At 61.7% G+C, this 17,628-nt stretch carries 15 protein-coding genes; 13 read left to right on the forward strand and 2 right to left on the reverse strand.

Annotated features, from left to right (window positions below; translation table 11 throughout):
* Nucleotides 1-74: 74 nt before the first annotated feature.
* The 10 genes from EOA16_RS33460 to EOA16_RS00930 all read left to right on the forward strand — a co-directional run bounded on the left by EOA16_RS33460 (nt 75) and on the right by EOA16_RS00930 (nt 11,561).
* Nucleotides 75-1,604 carry an amino acid ABC transporter permease/ATP-binding protein gene (locus EOA16_RS33460; protein ID WP_127254881.1) on the forward strand — a complete coding sequence of 510 codons (1,530 nt, stop codon included), beginning with the start codon at nt 75-77 and terminating at the stop codon, nt 1,602-1,604.
* A gap of 71 nt (nt 1,605-1,675) precedes the next feature.
* Entirely contained in the window at nt 1,676-2,797 is a 1,122-nt protein-coding gene (locus tag EOA16_RS00890; protein ID WP_127254883.1) for an FAD-binding oxidoreductase, read from the forward strand.
* A 170-nt stretch (nt 2,798-2,967) separates the two neighbouring features.
* Nucleotides 2,968-3,990 (forward strand): LacI family DNA-binding transcriptional regulator, encoded by a 1,023-nt coding sequence (locus EOA16_RS00895; RefSeq protein WP_127254885.1) that lies wholly within the window; start codon nt 2,968-2,970, stop codon nt 3,988-3,990.
* Nucleotides 3,991-4,177: 187 nt separating this feature from the next.
* On the forward strand, nt 4,178-5,191 hold the full coding sequence (locus EOA16_RS00900) for an SIS domain-containing protein (RefSeq protein ID WP_127255303.1): 1,014 nt from the start codon (nt 4,178-4,180) through the stop codon (nt 5,189-5,191).
* Nucleotides 5,192-5,228: 37 nt separating this feature from the next.
* Nucleotides 5,229-6,551 (forward strand): ABC transporter substrate-binding protein, encoded by a 1,323-nt coding sequence (locus tag EOA16_RS00905; protein WP_127254887.1) that lies wholly within the window; start codon nt 5,229-5,231, stop codon nt 6,549-6,551.
* 43 nt (nt 6,552-6,594) lie between these two features.
* On the forward strand, nt 6,595-7,515 hold the full coding sequence (locus tag EOA16_RS00910; protein ID WP_245455810.1) for a sugar ABC transporter permease: 921 nt from the start codon (nt 6,595-6,597) through the stop codon (nt 7,513-7,515).
* 5 nt (nt 7,516-7,520) lie between these two features.
* Nucleotides 7,521-8,372 (forward strand): carbohydrate ABC transporter permease, encoded by an 852-nt coding sequence (locus EOA16_RS00915; protein ID WP_127255307.1) that lies wholly within the window; start codon nt 7,521-7,523, stop codon nt 8,370-8,372.
* A gap of 18 nt (nt 8,373-8,390) precedes the next feature.
* Nucleotides 8,391-9,245, forward strand: coding sequence for a sugar phosphate isomerase/epimerase family protein (locus tag EOA16_RS00920; RefSeq protein WP_127254889.1), 855 nt, complete (start codon nt 8,391-8,393; stop codon nt 9,243-9,245).
* Nucleotides 9,242-10,108, forward strand: coding sequence for a PfkB family carbohydrate kinase (locus tag EOA16_RS00925; protein WP_127254891.1), 867 nt, complete (start codon nt 9,242-9,244; stop codon nt 10,106-10,108). The genes EOA16_RS00920 and EOA16_RS00925 overlap by 4 nt, the downstream gene beginning before the upstream one ends.
* A 16-nt stretch (nt 10,109-10,124) precedes the next feature.
* Nucleotides 10,125-11,561, forward strand: a complete 1,437-nt coding sequence (locus EOA16_RS00930; RefSeq protein ID WP_245455811.1) for an FAD-dependent oxidoreductase — start codon at nt 10,125-10,127, stop codon at nt 11,559-11,561.
* A 292-nt stretch (nt 11,562-11,853) separates the two neighbouring features.
* On the opposite strand, the gene EOA16_RS00935 is transcribed toward EOA16_RS00930, so the two are convergent.
* Both EOA16_RS00935 and EOA16_RS33000 read right to left on the reverse strand, forming a co-directional pair.
* Nucleotides 11,854-12,156 (reverse strand): hypothetical protein, encoded by a 303-nt coding sequence (locus EOA16_RS00935; RefSeq protein WP_127254895.1) that lies wholly within the window; start codon nt 12,154-12,156, stop codon nt 11,854-11,856.
* A 733-nt stretch (nt 12,157-12,889) separates the two neighbouring features.
* Nucleotides 12,890-13,264: a hypothetical protein gene (locus EOA16_RS33000; RefSeq protein WP_245455812.1), complete on the reverse strand. Its 375-nt coding sequence runs from the start codon at nt 13,262-13,264 to the stop codon at nt 12,890-12,892.
* A gap of 266 nt (nt 13,265-13,530) precedes the next feature.
* Between EOA16_RS33000 and EOA16_RS00945 the strand changes: the two genes are divergently transcribed.
* The 3 genes from EOA16_RS00945 to EOA16_RS00960 all read left to right on the forward strand — a co-directional run bounded on the left by EOA16_RS00945 (nt 13,531) and on the right by EOA16_RS00960 (nt 17,455).
* Complete coding sequence (locus EOA16_RS00945; protein WP_127254897.1) at nt 13,531-13,830, forward strand: DUF1236 domain-containing protein; 300 nt, start codon at nt 13,531-13,533, stop codon at nt 13,828-13,830.
* Between the two features lie 752 nt (nt 13,831-14,582).
* Nucleotides 14,583-17,132, forward strand: a complete 2,550-nt coding sequence (locus tag EOA16_RS00955; protein WP_127254899.1) for a caspase family protein — start codon at nt 14,583-14,585, stop codon at nt 17,130-17,132.
* The gene (locus tag EOA16_RS00960) at nt 17,129-17,455 is read left to right on the forward strand and encodes a hypothetical protein (RefSeq protein ID WP_245455813.1); all 327 of its coding nucleotides are present in this window, start codon (nt 17,129-17,131) and stop codon (nt 17,453-17,455) included. Before EOA16_RS00955 ends, EOA16_RS00960 begins: the two co-directional genes overlap by 4 nt.
* Nucleotides 17,456-17,628 lie beyond the last annotated feature (173 nt).

The raw sequence follows: 17,628 nt of genomic DNA on the forward strand, positions 1-17,628 counted from the left end.
CCGCCGACGGCTGGAAACTTCGCGGGCCGCACTTCGATGAGTTCGGATGCTCAGCGCAATGAGAAGAAGATCGAATGAACTGGCTTGAAAACCTGCGTCGCAGTTTTCTCGACTGGCAGGCCATGGCTGACGTGCTGCCGAGCATGATTACCATCGGATTGAAAAACACCCTGATCCTTGCGGCTGCTTCAACGGTGCTCGGCATCGCAATAGGCATGGTCCTGGCGATCATGGGCATTTCGCAATCGCGTTGGCTGCGCATTCCGGCCCGGATCTATACGGATGTCTTCCGCGGGCTTCCGGCGATCGTCACGATCCTGCTGATCGGCCAGGGCTTTGCTCGCATCGGCCGCGAAATCTTCGGCCCTTCGCCCTATCCGCTAGGCATTCTTGCGCTCAGCCTGATCGCTGGCGCTTATATCGGCGAGATCTTCCGGTCCGGCATCCAGAGCGTCGAGCGCGGCCAGATGGAAGCCTGCAGGGCGCTCAGCATGAGCTACGGCCAAGCCATGCGCCTGATCGTGGTCCCGCAAGGCATCCGGCGCGTCCTGCCGGCCCTGGTCAACCAGTTCATAGGCAATGTCAAAGATTCGAGCCTCGTCTATTTTCTCGGCCTGCTCGCATCGGAGCGCGAGATCTTCCGTGTCGGTCAGGACCAGGCGGTGGTCACCGGAAATCTGTCACCATTGCTGCTGGCGGGCGTCTTTTATCTGGTCATAACCGTGCCGTTGACCCATGTGGTCAATCACATCGACAACCGGCTGCGGACTGGAAAGCAAAAAGCTGGCGTGGCCACAAGTGGCCTGGCCGAGGTGAGCGAACTGGAAGGCGCCGCCAGCGGTCCAACTTCAGAGGCGGGTTCGGTGCGTCCCCTGTTCAAGGGCGGCAGCCTCGTCGTCAGCAACCTGGATATGGCCTATGGGGAGCTCGACGTTCTCAAGAGCGTAAGCCTGACGGTCAAGCCGGGTACAGTCACCTGCATCATCGGTCCCTCGGGGTCAGGCAAGTCGACCCTGTTGCGTTGCCTTAATCGTCTGGTCGAACCCAAGGGCGGCGAGGTGTTGCTCGATGGGGCGAGCATCTTGGCTATGAAACCCGAGAAGCTGCGGCGGCGCGTCGGCATGGTGTTTCAGCAGTTCAATTTATTCCCGGATCACACCGCCCTTGAAAACCTCACGCTATCGCTGACCAAGGTCAAGGGCATTCCGACGCAGGAAGCCGAACGCATCGCCGAGGCACGTCTTGCAGATGTCGGCCTTGCCGCGCGTAAACACCATCGCCCCGGCAGTCTTTCCGGCGGTCAGCAGCAGCGTGTGGCGATCGCCCGCGCGCTTGCAATGGATCCGGAGGTCATTTTGTTTGATGAAGTGACCAGCGCGCTTGATCCCGAACTGGTCAAAGGCGTCCTCAACCTGATGGCGGACCTCGGTCAGCGCGGCATGACGATGGTCGTCGTGACCCATGAAATGGGCTTTGCCCGCAAGGTCGCGGACCAAGTCATTTTCATGGACGAAGGCCGCGTCATTGAGGCCGGCCCACCGGCAGCGATTTTCGACACCCCCAAGAGCACGCGTCTAAGGCACTTCCTGGCCGAAGTGCTTTGATCTGAATTCGAAGAAACCAAGACGACCCGGTCCGCTCCCACGATTCATTCTCCACAGCGAAAGAACCTTCCATGCCTACACACCTGGTCTCGAAAGTCGTCGTTGTCGGCGGCGGTATTTTCGGCGTCTCCTCCGCGCTTCATCTGTCGCGGCTCGGCATCCAAACCATCCTCGTCAATAACGGGCCGTTGGCCAGTGGAGCGTCCGGCCGCTCGCTCGCCTGGCTCAACTCCGCACGCATGCGCTCCGCTGAGTATCATCGGCTGCGTATGATCGGCATCGACCGGTACCGGACCTTGTCGGCAAAATACCCAGATGCTGCCTGGCTGCGTTTCGACGGTGGATTGACCTGGGATGCGGACGACGGCTCGAATGAGATCATGGGAGCTTTGGCCCATGAAAAGAGCCTCGGATATGACGCACGGCATTTGCGCCCAAGCGACATCCCTTCAGCCACGCCTGGCGTCGCGATAAACGCCGTCACGCCCCAGGGCGCGATCTTCAACCCGGGTGAGGGCTGGGTCGATCTGCCGACGTTGATCAAACTGCTGGTTGCGGAATTCGTGGAGCGGGGCGGTCAGCTCGTCCTCGACGCCGGGCGCGCAACGGTGACACTCTCTGCGGGGCGCGCCACTGGGGTCGCGACGGAGACTGGCGCCACGTTTGCCGCCGATGCGGTGCTTTTGGCCACGGGCAGCGAGGTGCCGCGTACGGTGGCGCAAACCGGCCAACACATCCCGGACGGAACGCCGATCGCGTTGCTGGTCAGAACCAAGCCCGTGGCTCTGCCACTTCGGGCGGTCCTCAATACGCCGCGCGTTGCCGTTCGCCCGACCCCGGACGGAGCTCTCGCACTCGATTCGGCATGGTCCGAAGAACAGGTGATCGTCAACTCCGACGGCACTTATGGCGTCAAGGCTTCGACCCTCCAGGGGCTCCTCGAAGAAGCCTCGAAGGTGCTTGAGGGCAATCCGAAGCTGGAGTTGGAGAACTACGGCGTCGGCCCCAAGCCGATCCCGGGGGATGGCGAGCCTGTGCTCGGCCGGCTGAACGACGTTGAGGGATATTACGTGGCCTTCAGCCACAGTGGCGCGACGCTCGCGCTGATCGCCGGCGAACTGCTTGCAGGCGAGATCGCCACCGGAAATGAACACCCGTTGCTGGCCAATTTCCGGCCAGCCCGGTTTGCTTGAGGTAGCGCTCCGGAGCCTTGCCACCATACGTGTCCGCGAATTCCGAAGGGGGTAGCCGGCCGGAGTTCGTCACCTGTTGCAGCAAGGCACCAATATGCGGCACAAGAGCTGCTCAAGCCCTGTCGAAGGGTGGCCTGCGCCAATGCCCAGGTCTTGGGAGCACAACGATCGTGGCGCAGAAAGGCATCACCCTGAAGGACGTTGCCGCCGCGGCCAACGTTTCGCGCGCCACGGCCGCGCGGGCGCTCAACAGCTATGGTTATGTTGGCGACGGGACGGCGTTGCGTGTGCTGGAAGCGGCCGAGAAACTGGGATATCGGGCCAATCTCGTCGCGCAGGCCCTGCGCAGCGGACAACTGCCGATCGTCGGCTTCATTCCTGGGGACATCCAGAACCCGTTCTTCGCGCGCATCGCCCATGATATCGAGACGGAACTGCGCAGACATCGCCACAATCTTCTGATCGCCAGCAGCGAAGAGAACGTCGAACAGGAAAAGGAGCTGCTCGAGAGCCTGCGCTCGCTCAGCATTCGCGGCTTCATTCTCGCACCGACCTCCGCGACGGACAGCCAGCATATCGTCCAACTCGCTCGTGAGGGCACGCCGGTCGTGCTGATCGATCGTGTCGTCAAGGAGGTGCACTGCGACAGCGTCATCGTCGACAATGAGGGCGGCGCGCGCGAGGCGGTGGACTATCTGGTCGCCAACGGTCACGAGCGTATCGGCTTGTTGCGGGACGAATCGCGCATCTTCACCGCGCAGGAGCGGTTTGCCGGATACCAGAATTCGCTTGAATCGCACGGCATTGCGTTGGATGCGTCGCTCGTCAGTGTGTCGCGATCCACCGTCGAACATGCCATCGAAGCCACCATCCGACTGTTCAGTCGCGGTGATCGCCCGACCGCCTTGTTCACCGTGGACAGCCTGATGACCCAAGGCGCGTTGCTCGGCCTGCGCTCGATGGGACTGTCGATCCCGCAGGATGTTTCGCTGGTTGGATTCGACGATTTCAACCTCGCCACCTTCACCGATCCCCAGATCACCGTCATTGCGCAGCCCACATCCGAAATTGGGGCGCTTGCCGCCAAAATGCTGCTCGAACGTCTGGCGGGCAAGAAGCTGGCCCCGCGCCACACGCGCTTCCCGACGCGTCTCATTGTTCGCGGCTCGGTCTCGCGGCTGCACCGGCGCTGATCGCCCGATCAAATAGGCCCATCCGCAGATTCGTCCCGTAAGAGCACTTGCCAACCGCCAAAATGCATGCGTTAAATATGTGAGATCGATCTCACAATCAGCCGGATCGATTGTGGCCGTGTCGATCTGCCGGCGGTGCCTGCACGAATGGCGCCCTGACGCACCGAAAAATACGAGGAAGAACTGCATGCTCAATTTTGACAAAGACCGCTTCATCAAGATCCAGAGCGGAGCCATCTCCTTTGCCGAAGAGGCGAGGTCGCTCGTACGTCGGCTGCTCGCGGACGGCGTCGAGCGGCTCTATTTCATGGGGACCGGCGGCGTGCAGCTTCTGACCCTCCCAGCGATCGAACTCGCCGAGCGCCGTACGAGCTTTCCCGTGCGGGGAGAATATCCGGCGCAGGTCGTGCTGGATCCTCCTGCCGGGCTGGACCGGAAGGCATTCGTGGTCATCCCCTCGCTGTCGGGCACGACCAAGGAAAGCGTGCAGCTGCTTTCCTTCCTGAAGCAGAAAGGCGTGCGCACGCTCTCGCTCACCGGCCATTCCGACACGCCGCTTGCCAGGGAGGCCGATTTCACCTTCACGAACTTCGCGGAGGACGACACCTCTTCGGAGTCCTTCTACCTGCAGTCACTGCTGATCGTCCTGGCATTGCTGGCCGAGCGCGGCGAGTATGAAGACTTCGACGCCACAGTTGCCGAGCTCAGGAGACTGCCTGAACTGTTGGTTGCAGCAAAGGCCGCTTACGAAGGCGCCGCGGCAAAACTCGCCGATACCATTAAGAACGAAACCTACCACATCTTCACCGGCGCCGGCTCCGTCTGGCCGCAAGCCTACTATTACGGCATGTGCATTCTGGAGGAGATGCAGTGGATCAGGTCTAGGCCGGTCCATGCCGCGGACTTTTTCCATGGCACTCTGGAGCTGGTCGAACCCGGTGTGAGCGTATTCCTCTTCAAGGGGGAAGATGCCAGCCGTCCGCTGGGCGACCGCGTCGAAAGCTTCATCAAGCGGTACACCGACAAGGTGCACGTTCTCGATGCCGCGTCGGTCGAACTGCCCGGTATCTCGCCTGCTGTCCGCAAACTCATCTCGCCGATCGTGCTTGCGACGTTGCTGGAACGCGTGAGCGCGCATCTGGAAGTGCTGCGCAATCACCCGCTGACGACGCGTCGCTACTACAAGCGCGTCGAATACTGATCACCTCACCTCATAAAAACGAAGAAGGGAACTGATCATGAAATATTCAATACAGGCTGCAATGGCGGCGCTGGCCGCCGCATCGGCACTGGGCATGACAATGGGACAAGGTATCGCCGCCGAGGCGGTCCAGGCCGATGCGAATGCAAAGGTCGATTATCAGGGAACGCTGTCGGTCCTAACGAAATTCGGCGCGCAGCAGTTGGCGCCTTATTTGGTCGGCGTCGCCCAGCACTATGAGAAGCTTCATCCCGGCGTGAAAATCGAACTAATCCAGGAAAGCGACGACAGCGTCAAGGACAAGACCAAAACGCTGGTCGCGTCAAACTCGCTGCCGGACATCTACTTTTCCTGGACCGGCAGTTGGGGCGGAAACTTCGTGCGCGGCCATCGCGCCGTGGACCTGACCACGGTCATCGGGCCTGACACCGAGTGGGGCAAGACACTGACACCGGCGGCCGTTCAGGCCTTCATGTACAACGGCAAATACTACGGCATTCCGCTCTACCTCGACGCAAAGTTCATGGGCTACAACAAGCAAGCCTTCGCCAAGCTCGGCCTGAGCGCTCCCAAGACCTTCGAGGAGCTCCTGTCGTCCTGCGAGACGATCCGGAAATCGAGCATGACGCCGATCTCTTTCGGCAACAAGGAAGCCTGGCCGGCAATCCACTATGTGGGTCAGCTGCTCGCCTACGACGTGCCGCAGGCGGTGCTCGAGAAGGATTTCAACCCGAGCACGGCGCAATACAGCGACCCGGGCTATGTTGCCGCGCTTTCCCAGTACAAGCAGCTCATCGACAGTTGCACGGATGGCGGCGCCTCTGTCAACGGCACCTCCTATTCGTCAGCTATCCAGACCTTCAGCAACACGAAATCGGCCATGTACTACCAGGAAATCATCGAGTTCGATCAGAGCGCGTCGGCCGATTCCGCTTTGAAAGTGTCCGATCTGGGCTTCTTCACGCTGCCTGCGCCGAAGGGCGCAAAAGGCGACGTGAAAGCGATCGAAGGCGCGCCGGAAGGCTACATGATTAGCTCTGCCTCGAAAAACATCCCGCTGGCGATCGACTTCATGAAATTCGTTACGTCCAAGCAGAATGGCCAGGTGCTCTCGGCCTCACCCTATGGGCAGCCCAGCGCGACCATCGGCGGGGCTTCGGAATCCAACATGAACCCTTCGGTGGTGGCCGGCCTTAAGGAGATCGCCTCCGCTTCCTACCTGATGCCATGGCTCGACACGGTGAACCCGCCGCGCGTGGCCTCCGCGTGGCTATCCAGCCTCCAGGCCCTGACCGGCGGCTCCATGACGCCTGAGCAGGTGATGGAGCAGGTCAAGCAGGCCGCCGCGTCGTCGAAATAGGCCGATGGCGAACTCCGGTCTGGCCAGAATGGAAGGCGCTGCCTTGAGCAACGCTGCGGGCGAGCCGGCGGCGAAAGCCGGCCGGCCGTTCCGCCACTGGAGCTCGCTCCGCTGGGTTGCCGTCGCCGTGATCCTGGTCGGTTGGTTCGTCTATTACCCGATCGTCGACAACTTTATCGTCAGCACCACCGACGAGGATATCTTTACCGGCGAGACCACGAATATCGGCCTTGCCAATTATGAGCGGCTGCTGCATGACCCGGTCGTCTGGGTGGCGCTGTGGAACAACACGCTCTACGCCCTGATCTCGATCATCTTTCAAGTTGGTGGTGCCTTCGTCCTAGCGGCGCTGATCGAGGGGCTGGGCAGCGAGCGGCAAAGGCGCTTCTGGCGCGCGATTTATTTCATCCCTTCCGCCATCTCGATCACCATAACCGGTCTGCTGTTCTATTTTATCTACCAGCCGGATATCGGGCTCTTGAATGCCGGCCTCAGGCGCATTGGTCTGGAACAGCTCATCCAACCCTGGCTCGGCAGCGAGCATACGGCGATCTACGCGATCATCGCGATGAGCCAATGGCAGGGCTTCGGTTACTCGACGCTCCTGTTTGCGATCGCCATCCAGAAAATTCCGCGCGATCTCTATGATGCCGCCGTCATGGACGGAGCCGGGCCGCTGCGCAGGCTGTGGAGCGTGACGCTGCCTCTGACCCGCGAGATGACTGGCCTGATGATCATCGTAACGATCACCGGCGCGTTCCAGGTGTTCAACGAGGTCATGGTCATGACCGCCGGCGGCCCCAACAACCGCAGCCAGGTGCTTGGCACATGGCTTTACCAGCAGGGCTTCATTCAAAACAATTTCGGCTACGGCGCCGCGATCGCCGCCGTGATCTTCGCCGTGACCATGATCACCGGAGCGGCCCAGCTTTGGTACACCAGACGCCGGAGGATCGAGCTGTGACGGTGATGGCGGCCAGTGGGCGGACCGCGCGCCCGACCTTCGGGAGCGCTCTTGCGAAAGCCTTTCTGTACTCGTTCCTGATCTGTCTCGGCATCGTCGTGCTTTATCCGCTGGTCTGGATGGCGCTCAACGGCTTCAAGGATAATGGGCAGATCTTCGGCGACCCGTTCGCGCTGCCGTCGCGGTGGACCTGGGGCAACTATGTGCAGGCCTGGAACCGGGGCGTCCGCGACTATCTGGCCTCTAGCCTGCTGGTGACCGTCGCTTCAGCGATCTGCACGGTGCTCATCAGCGCCTGGACCGCCTATGGATTGACGCGAACGCCAATGCCCGGCAAGCCGCTTATCGTCGGTCTGGTCCTTGGCGGCCTCATGCTAAGCCCGACCGTGGCGCTCATTCCCCTGGTGCGGATGCTGCAGGCCATCGGCCTCTACAACACTTACTGGGCGCTGATCATCCTCTACACGGCGTTCCGGATCCCGTTCAGCACCTTTCTGATCCGCGCCTACATGCTTGGGCTGCCGAAGGATCTCGACGAGGCGGCCCGCATCGACGGCGCCAGCGAGGGGCAAATCTTCTGGCGCATCATCCTGCCTCTGTGCCAGCCGATCATCATCTCCTGCATCATCCTCCACGTTCTATTCGCCTGGAACGAGTATTTGTTCGCGATGGTCTTCACCAATGGATCGGCGGTGCAGACGCTGCCCGTCGGCCTCACCTCGCTGATGTCCAAGAACGGCACAAATTACGGCGTCGTCTTCGCGGCGATGACGATCTCGGCCCTGCCGATCGTCCTGCTGTTCTTCGCCGCACAGCGGTACTTCATCCGCGGCCTCTCCGAAGGCATCGGCAAATAAATCACCGGGAAGACATTCATGCCGCAGATCAAGGTCGACCAACTGATTGGGGCCAATTTCGCCTTCCAGCATTACGCGTTCGAACGCGTTGCCGAGATCCTTCGCAGCTTCGGCTTCAAGGAGATCGAGCTCTGGGGCATCGCGCCGCATCTCGACCTTTTTCACGCGACCGACGCACAAGTTCGATCGGTGCGCGATATACTTGCGCAGAACGGCCTGTCGACTTGGTGCTTCACGCCCGAGCAGGTGATCTATCCGATCAACATCGCGTCGGGCGCCGGAGCATACCGCCGTGACAGTGTCAGGCGGTTCCGCCGCGCGGCGGACATATGCGCTGAACTGGGCGCCAAATATCTGTTCCTGACGTCCGGGCGTGGATATGAACACGACCCGCCCCAAGACGCGTGGGCGCGGTCAGCCCAGTCGCTTGCTGAGATCGCCGCCCATGCGGCCTCGGTCGGCGTGCGCTGCCTGCTCGAGCCGCTGCAACGCGTCGAAACCAACGTCGTCACCAATGCGTCGGGCCTGCGCCGAATGCTCGACCAGATCGGCGCCGACACCATGGACGTGGTCCTGGACACGGTCGGCATGGCCACGGCCGGCGACACGGTGGCCGATTATGTCAGGCTGTTCGGGCCGCGCCTGGCACATGTCCAGATCGTCGACGGGCTCCCCGCTGGACACCTTGTCTGGGGTGACGGGAAGCTTCCCATCGGCCAGTATCTCGAAGAGCTCGCAGCGTCGGGTTATCGGGGAAAACTGACCTTCGAGCCCTTTGGAAACGGCTCCTACGCGCTCGACCCGGTCGCGGCATGGACACGCAATCTCAAGGCAATCGAGCCCCACATGACGCGGGCGTCGACAGCAGCATGACCGGAAGAGCATCGCCCAATCTGGTCGCTGTCGGTGACAACTGCCTCGACGTCTATCTCAACAAGGACCTGCTCACCGTGGGCGGGAACGCCCTCAACGTTGCCGTTCAATGGCGCCGCAATGGTTGGAGCGCGCGCTATTTCGGCGCGGTTGGCGACGATCCGGAGGGCGAGATAACGCTCCGCGAGATCGAGACCGCCGGGCTATTCCGCGAGGATGTCGAGATGATCTCCGGTGATACGGCGGTAACCCTGCTGCGCGACCAGTCGGGCGACCGTACTTTCCTGTTCGAATCCTTCGGCGTCGGCGAGAACTACATGCCCACGCCGCCCAACTGGCGGGTTATATCGAAAGCCGACTGGGTGCATCTGGGCACCAACGCCAACAAGGATCTCGTACGCCGCCTGGTTCGCGAGCATGTGCCGTTCAGTGTCGACGTCTCGACCGCGCATCTGGCCTTGCCGCTGCAGGGCGTGCCTCTCGTCTTCGCCTCCGGTCCAGACGAACTGAGCGTGCCGGTCGAGCCGGTCATCGCCGCGCTGCGGTCGGCTGGTGCGCGCCAGGTCGTGCTTACCTGCGGCAGTCGGGGCGCCTACTTCTGCGACAGCCAAGGCGTTCGCCACGCCGAGGCGTCGCCGACCGCCGTCATCGACACGTGTGGGGCGGGAGATAGCTTCATCGCCACCTTCATAACCGCGTTCTGTTTCGCGGGTCTCAACGCCGACAGAGCCATGCAAAAAGCCTCTTTCGATGCCAGCAGGACCTGCACGCATCTGGGTGGCTTCCCGCAGGCGACGCGCCCGATCCCAGACTGGCTGCCGCTGAAATATGCCGACGTGATCAATCGCGAGACGAGGGTCTGACATGGCCACTTTACGGATGAGACAGCCGGCAGCCGCGGCGCCAGCCGATCGGTCGTTCTGGCTGCAGGACATCGCCGCTGCCCCGGCGACGCAACCCTTGGTCGGCGGCGAGCGGGCCGACGTGGTGATCGTCGGTGGCGGCTATACTGGGCTGTGGACGGCGTTGCGGATCCGCGATCTGGCTCCCGAGACCCGCGTTATGGTGCTTGAGGCGGATCACTGCGGCTCCGGCGCTTCCGGGCGCAATGGCGGACAGGTGCATTCCTGGTTCGCCGAGCTCGATCAGATCAGCGCCGTTGTCGGTGAAGAAGAGGGGCGGGAGCTTTGCGCCGATAGCGTCGATGCCATCGCAGAGTTGGGGAAACTTCAGCGCGACGGCACGATCGATATGGATCTTCGTCTCGACGGCTGGCTATGGACGGCCAGTTCCTCGGCCCAGGAGGGAGCCTGGAACCGCGCTGTCGCGATGACCGAGGCGGCCGGGGCCAATCGCTTCCGGCAGTTGACCGGCGAGGAGATCAAGCAGCGGACTGGGTCTTCCGCATCCTATACCGGCGTTGTCGAGCCGAATGCCGGGACCGTCCATCCAGCCAAGCTGGCCACCGGCCTGCGCGACCTGGCGATTGCTCGCGGGGTGGTCATCCATGAGCGCAGTCCCGTCACCGAAATCGTGCCCGGCAGGACCTGCCTGGTCCGGACTGCGCAGGGCGAGGCGCGGGCCGAAAAGGTCGTGCTGGCGGCCAATGCGTGGTTGTCGGCGCTGCCCGAACTTCGACGGCATCTTTACGTGGTCGCAAGCCAGGTGGTCGCGACCGCGGAAATCCCTGACCTGCTCGACCGGATCGGCTGGCGCGACGGAGCCTCTATCTGCGACTCGCAGCGCCAGGTCCTCTACTACCAGCGCACCGCGAAGGGTCGGGTGGTCTTCGGCCGCGGCAGCGGCAACATCGCCTATGCCGGCAATTTCGGCCAGAGCTTCAACCGCAGCCCCCAACACGGACGGGAAAACATCCGCGAACTGGGCCGCGTCTACCCCGAACTGCAAGGGGTGCCGATTGACTATGATTGGGCAGGTCCGATCGATTGTGTGCCGGAGCATGTTCCCGTCTTCGATCAATTGAAGGGTCATCCCAACATCGTCTTCGGCATGGGATACAACGGGACCGGCATTGCCCAGACCCCGATCGGCGGCCGCATCCTGGCCAGCCTTGTGCTGGAACGGAAGGATCGCTGGAGCGGCAGTGGGCTGGTGGGGCTCGATCGGCGCAAGACGATGCCGCCAGAACCATTCCGCTATATCGGCGCCAAGCTTGTGCGCGCCGCGGTCGCGCGCCGAAACGACGCCGAGATCCGCGATGAGAAGCCCGGGATGCTGACCAAGTTACTTTCGGAATGCGCGCCGGGAGGCGACAAGCCCGTTTGCCTGCACCGTCGTCGCGGCTCGCTGGAATAGGCGCGCTACGCGAGCAACTTGCGGGTGATGAGGCAGAGCCTGGCGGACTGCGGGGCGCCGTCATCGGCGTTCGGCGCGGCGTCCAAGGTGGATACGAAAGCAGGAGCCATTTCGGCCACCGCGGCTGACCGGTCGAGGTGTTGGGCGCGAGCGTGCGACGTGTTTGGCCACCTAATCCCACGCTGGGCAACCCCAATAATGTGGGGTCGGTGGCTGCTCTGTTTCACAGGCGACGTGCTGAGCAAACTAGGATTGTCGCTCCGTTGACGGCCCTGGAAAGCTGTGCCGGAGCCTACGTCAACTCATAATAAAAATCACAGATCAGGTCCGCAACCTTTACCGCTTCAAAGTCCGTCATGTGGGCGGTCGTCTCGATGGCGACCGTTTCCATGTTGTCCTGGTCGGCAGCCAGAAGGTCCAAAATCTTGGCAAACTTGAACTTGAGCTCCCGGTCACCGTCGAATTCATCGAGCGTGACATGCAAAACGTTCAGGTTTGCATCTATCAATCGTGTCTGGATGGGGTCGGATGATGCGGCCAAGGTGCGAACTGCTGCGAAAAAATGCTCGCGCGCATTGGCGTATTTGTCGTCCATTTTTGCAAACCTTATGGTCAGTTGATGCGCCCTGGACGTGGGCGAGAGGTCGGGCTTTACGCTCTGGCTCGAACTGAGTCAAATTACCGGCGAGACGGTGGAACGGCGTTCCATGGACACGCTGGCTACCAGTCCGACAGCATTTCCTGGTGAAAGTCACCACTCTCGCCAAACCGGCGCCTGCCGAAGGGACCGAGGCCGAGGAATATCATCTGGGGGCGGAGCATCCACTAATGCCTGGGTTTCGGCAATCCTGACGCTCTCTGAGCGTTTCCGGTTCCTGTGCTGCTGTAGCGCTCAAAACCAGGATTGATACTACCGGCAGCTTGCTTGCGAAGCCGGCCTTGCGAGTAAGCCGACACCCTGTCTTTTCCGAACGGTTCGCTCTTTCAAGACGATCTAACGGAGCAGGCCCTCGTCGTCGAACGCTCCCAGCCCTTCAACTTGGGCCCGGGAGCGTCATCTCTGGGGTTATTCCCGGCACCGCGAACTTCTCGCTACCCTTTCCCGCCCGCGTCAGGGCAGCCTTGCCGGCACCGCGTCGCCTGTTCTCTGTAACTTGCTGCGCGTCCTCTTCGCGCCAAAGGCTTGGCAGATCACGATCAAGGATGTCCTCGATGTGCTTGGGATCGAACACGTGGACGGTCACGGCCTTGGATCGACCGCGCATCTTCACGGTGCGGGTGCCAATGCTTTGCAGCCGTCCGTCTTTCAGCCACTTGTGACGCTCACGCTAAGAGATCGCGAGGATGTCCTCGGCCTCGCGCGGCAGGACCGGGAGCACTTCGATGGTTTCCAGTATCTTGGCGGTCTTGTTCGAGGCGGCCTCGAACTCTTCGGCATCGTCTTCGCGCATCCGCAATGTCATGCAACCAGTCCCGGCTTTGATGTATTTCCTCACCGCCCATGGCAGGCGGGCACGTATTTCACGCTCGATGCCTCTCGTGCGCACCGACGAGCCAAGCGACGCTGATTGCTGAAGTGGCCACTCGGCAATCCGCGACAACGAGGTGCTGATGCTTTGGCGAGAGCCAAGATCTCGAGCAGTCACAATAGCCGCAGCGATGCCGCCAAGAATCTTCCGGGTTCGCGCAAAACGCACCGGCATCTGAGCTAGTCGCTTCCTTGTCGCACGGTTACTACCGCCAACGAGCCGGCCGGCAGGGCATTCATTCGAGAGAAAACAGCCGCTGGGGGCGGGCGTTCCAGCCGCTGTCCTTGGCAGGACCAATGCGTGTTCTCCGGCCAGACTTAGGCCCCAAAAGGGCTAGACCTAAATGCCTAAGGCGGAACGTTAAGCGCGGCTTTGTGTTCAAGTTGCCGGGCGGTGCGGGGCGGTGATCGTCATGGGCCGGACCCTACAGGAGAGCAGATATGAACATGCTTCTAAAGAACACCGCAGCTGCGATGTTGCTGTTGGCCGGGATCGGCTCAGCCGCCGCTGACGACATCATCATCCAGCCGGAACAAGACACTGTCATCCGGGAATATGTGAAGGAGCAGCGCCTTGCTTCGGTCAAGCTCCCCGGCGTGGAACTGAATGTCGGGACAGCTCTGCCGGACACGGTTGAAATCCATGAGGTTCCCAACGTGAAATACCGCTATGTGGTGGTCGACAACCGCACGGTGCTGGTCGACCCGGGCACCCGGAAAATCATCAAGGTTTACGACTGAACGAACTAATCCAACCCCGCTGCCAGTGAGGTGGCGGGGTTTGAGTCTACCAAATCTCAACAATCCGGATGAAGATGATCAACCTTGAAGTCGTGACATCGCAAGCGCTCTGGCACGCCGTTTCGGCAAGAATGCGGTTTCCGAGACGAAACCTTCCAAAAGGTCTCGGGCTTTATGGGTGACGGTCGCGGCCAGGCAGAGTCTCCCGCTCAACGAGCCAGTCGAGAAGATCGAGGACTTTCAGGGCGCCCGACACCGGTATTAACGGGGCTATTGGAGAGGCAAGCAAGTTACGAGAAGGGTACTGGCCAACTAGCTTCCGCCATAGTGCTTCCCGCATCAAAGGGCCGGACCACAACGCCGCATGTCGGCCTGGAGATTAGTTTCCTCTCGTTGTGAAGCAGGCGCGACAGCATCGACGGCCGGAAGTGAAGGCACGGTCGCGATGCGCGTTGTCGCGGACGAGCGCGCCAGCAACTCGGCCTGCAAGCCGACACCACGGGGAACTAGTCGCTGGGTTGAAGCTTGGCGGGTGGGTCGGATCTGGACAGCCACGCCGGAGAGTTTGCCACTCATTGCGAATGGTTCGGCTCTGAGGTAACTTACACGTTCGGATGAGGAAGGTGCCTGCTGCCGCGACGGTTTTCACTGTGTTTTGTGTCGCTGTCTTGGCGGATTGTGAGTTCTTTACAGACCTTGATGCCGCAATCTGGGGAGCTTGCGGCGTCGATGTGGCGGTTAAGGCGGTTGCCATGCTCCGACTTTGCGGATTGATCGCGGTCTTCCTCGTAGGGAGCCTGACGAGCTTCGCTGCGTCGGCCGATCGAAGGGTCGCCCTGGTGATCGGCAATTCTCAGTACCGCGAAATTCCCGCTCTCAAGAATCCTGACAAGGATGCCGAGGACGTATCCAGGACCTTTCGGTTGGCTGGTTTCGAAGTGTTCGTCGCCAAGGATCTCACAAAGCTGCAGTTCGAGGCACAGTTCCGCAACTACCTCGCGGCGGCGGATGGCGCCGATCTGTCCGTCGTCTACTATTCAGGTCACGGCTTTCAGATTGGTGGCGAGAATTTCCTGATCCCCGTGGATGCCTCGCTGAAGGATGCGGCCGACATAGAGGTCCAGGCGGTCAAACTGGACGATGTCTTGCAGCAATTGCGCGCGAAATCGAAGATCCAGGTGATCATCCTCGATGCCTGCCGCAACAATCCATTTCCGCGCAAGGATTATTGGCTGAGGGACCAGCTGATCACGGCGGGCAACACCGGCCTTGCACAAGTCAAAAGTTCCTTGAACACGCTGATTGCCTTTGCCACCGAGCCAGGGGCGGTCGCCTATGATGGAGCGGGAGACCTCAGCCCGTTTTCATCCGCATTCTCTCGTCGCGCGCTGGCGCCGAACCAGGAGATACGCACGGTCATGGCTGCGGTGCGCCGCGATGTGGTCAAGGCCACCGACGGCAAGCAGGTTCCGTGGGAAAACTCCTCGCTCATCGACGAGGTTGTCCTGATGCGCCGTACCAGCCGGCCCTCGCTGCCGCCAGTTCTGGAGAAAGTCGTGCCGTCGGGTGTCGGGCCTGTTGCCTTGGACCTGCCGGAACCGGTCGACGTCGACGGCGGATCAATCACCGTCAGCATCGAAAGGCCGCCTGCGCTCGGACGGCTGCTGCTGGACGGCAAGGCTGTCGCGGTGGGCGAACAGATCCAGGGTAAGGACCTGCCGGGCCTGAAGCTGGATGTGCCCAAGGGGGTCGGTGCGACGGAAGAGGTGGACATGCTGGCCTACGCCACCCATGACAACTGGGGTGGCGTAGGCCAGGGCATCATGGTGTTCCGTGTCAAAAACGGCCAGGGCGCCGATGGCGAACAGATCATGGCCTCGCTCGAGACCGAGCAGAAACAGCAGGTGCTGGAGCGGGGCATCCATATCACCGGCGCCGCCGAGGCGATCGAAAACCGGCAGGTCAGCGTCCCGGTGGGTGTCGGCCCGGTTCCGCTGAAGTTGGATTTTCCGACCAAGGATCCCGCGGTCAGCCTGAAACTCGCGAGGTATCCGGCAACGGGAACGCTGTCCCTGCCGGATCGTGCCCTGTCGCCAGAGTCGAGCGTGATGGCGGACGAGGTCGACCAACTCCGCTACGAGCCCCAGATCGGTGCCGCCGCGCCGGTCGAGGTCGGCTTCGAGATACGGGCCGAAAGCAGTTCGTCCAAGCCCGCCACCATGAAGCTGTCGCCAAGCGTCGATCCTTGCGACCAGGCCGCAGGCGAACCCCTCGATTTGCAAGGCATGGTCCCCGGCCTGCTGCCGAATGAAATCGGCGCGGCGGCTGTGACGGCCTGCGAGGCTGCGGCGAAGGCCTATCCCAATGTCGCCCGCTTCCGCTACCAACTCGGCCGAGCGCTGCTGGCGACCGGCAAGGTCGACCAGGCAAAGAAATCCATTCAGGAGGCGGCCGACAAGGGCCACGTCCGCGCTGTGTTCGAACTCGGCTACCTCAACGCAACGGGAACGGGAATGCCCAGCGACCGCAAGCAGGCCAACGCCTTCTACGCGGCGGCCTCCGATAAGGGCGATCCTTACGGGATGACGTCATGGGGCCGTGCCTTGTTCAATGGCTACGGGGTCGAACGCGACACCGGCAAGGGTCTGGACCTGCTGCTCAAGGGGGCGGCGATGGGGCATACCTATGCCATGAACGATCTCGCCGCGATCTTCACGGAAGGCCGCAACGGCGTGCCCGCCGATCCGGCCCGCGCCGTCGCCTTTTTGAAGGCAGGCGTCGAGCGGCAGGACATGTATTCGATGAACCTGCTCGGCGGTAATTACCTGGCCGGTGTGGGCGTCGAGAAGGATCCCGGGAAGGCGCAAGGGCTATTCCAAAAGGCTATGGATCTAGGCCAGCCATACGCTCCGGCCAACCTTGCGCGCATGTACCGGGATGGGGTTGGTGTCGAGCAAAACCTCGACGAAGCGCAAAGACTGTTCGAGCTGGCCACGGCACGCGGCGATCAGTCCGGCGCCTATGATCGCGCAGCGCTCGAAATGCAGAAGGGCGCCAATGCCGACCAGACGACAGCGGTGCGTTATCTGGCCTTCGCGGTCGCGCTTGATCTTCGCAAGGAATTGCCGGGCGCCCAGACGACGCTGACGAAATTCGCAGTGAAGACGAAAACGGCCGCGCTCAAGCAATTGCGCGGCGAACTCAAGTCGAAGATCCCGGCGAAGGGCTCGCTCGACGACCAACTGGCCGACGCGGCCAGAGCGGTCTGGGAGCAAGCCAATCCGCGCCGGGACTTGTTTTGATCCACAAGGAGGCAATGGTGGGCAGGGCAGTGAAGCAGGCATTGATTGCGACCGTTCTATCCGCAGCTCTGGCAGCGCTAACGGGCTGTATGTCCATCGCGCCCAAGGCCGAGCCGCCGCTGACGACGACGAAGCACAGGCCGAAGCTGGTTCGCACGACGACCGCGCCACAGATCCGTCAGCAGAAGAAGGTCATCGCCAAGAAGGTGGTCAAGCCGGTTGAGGAAACCACTGTTCCCCCGCCTGTCGTTCCTACCGCTGGTGGCGGCGGAGGCGCTGGCGGGAGCGGCGGAGGCAGTAGCGGCGGCGGCTGGGGAGGTTGACCAAGTCTCGAGAGGGTCAGCGGTAGCTACGACCACGTTCTGGTCGTGGCAGAACCGACTCCTACAGCGTTCCACAAAGGCTTGGTCCGCTGCGATTGGGAACAGTAGACGAGTGGAGGGCACCAAGTTCTTCTCCGATTATCTGGCATTGTCCGGATTTCCGGGAGTTGCTC

Origin of the sequence: Mesorhizobium sp. M7A.F.Ca.US.008.03.1.1 (assembly GCF_003997495.1) — a bacterium.
Lineage (GTDB): Bacteria > Pseudomonadota > Alphaproteobacteria > Rhizobiales > Rhizobiaceae > Mesorhizobium.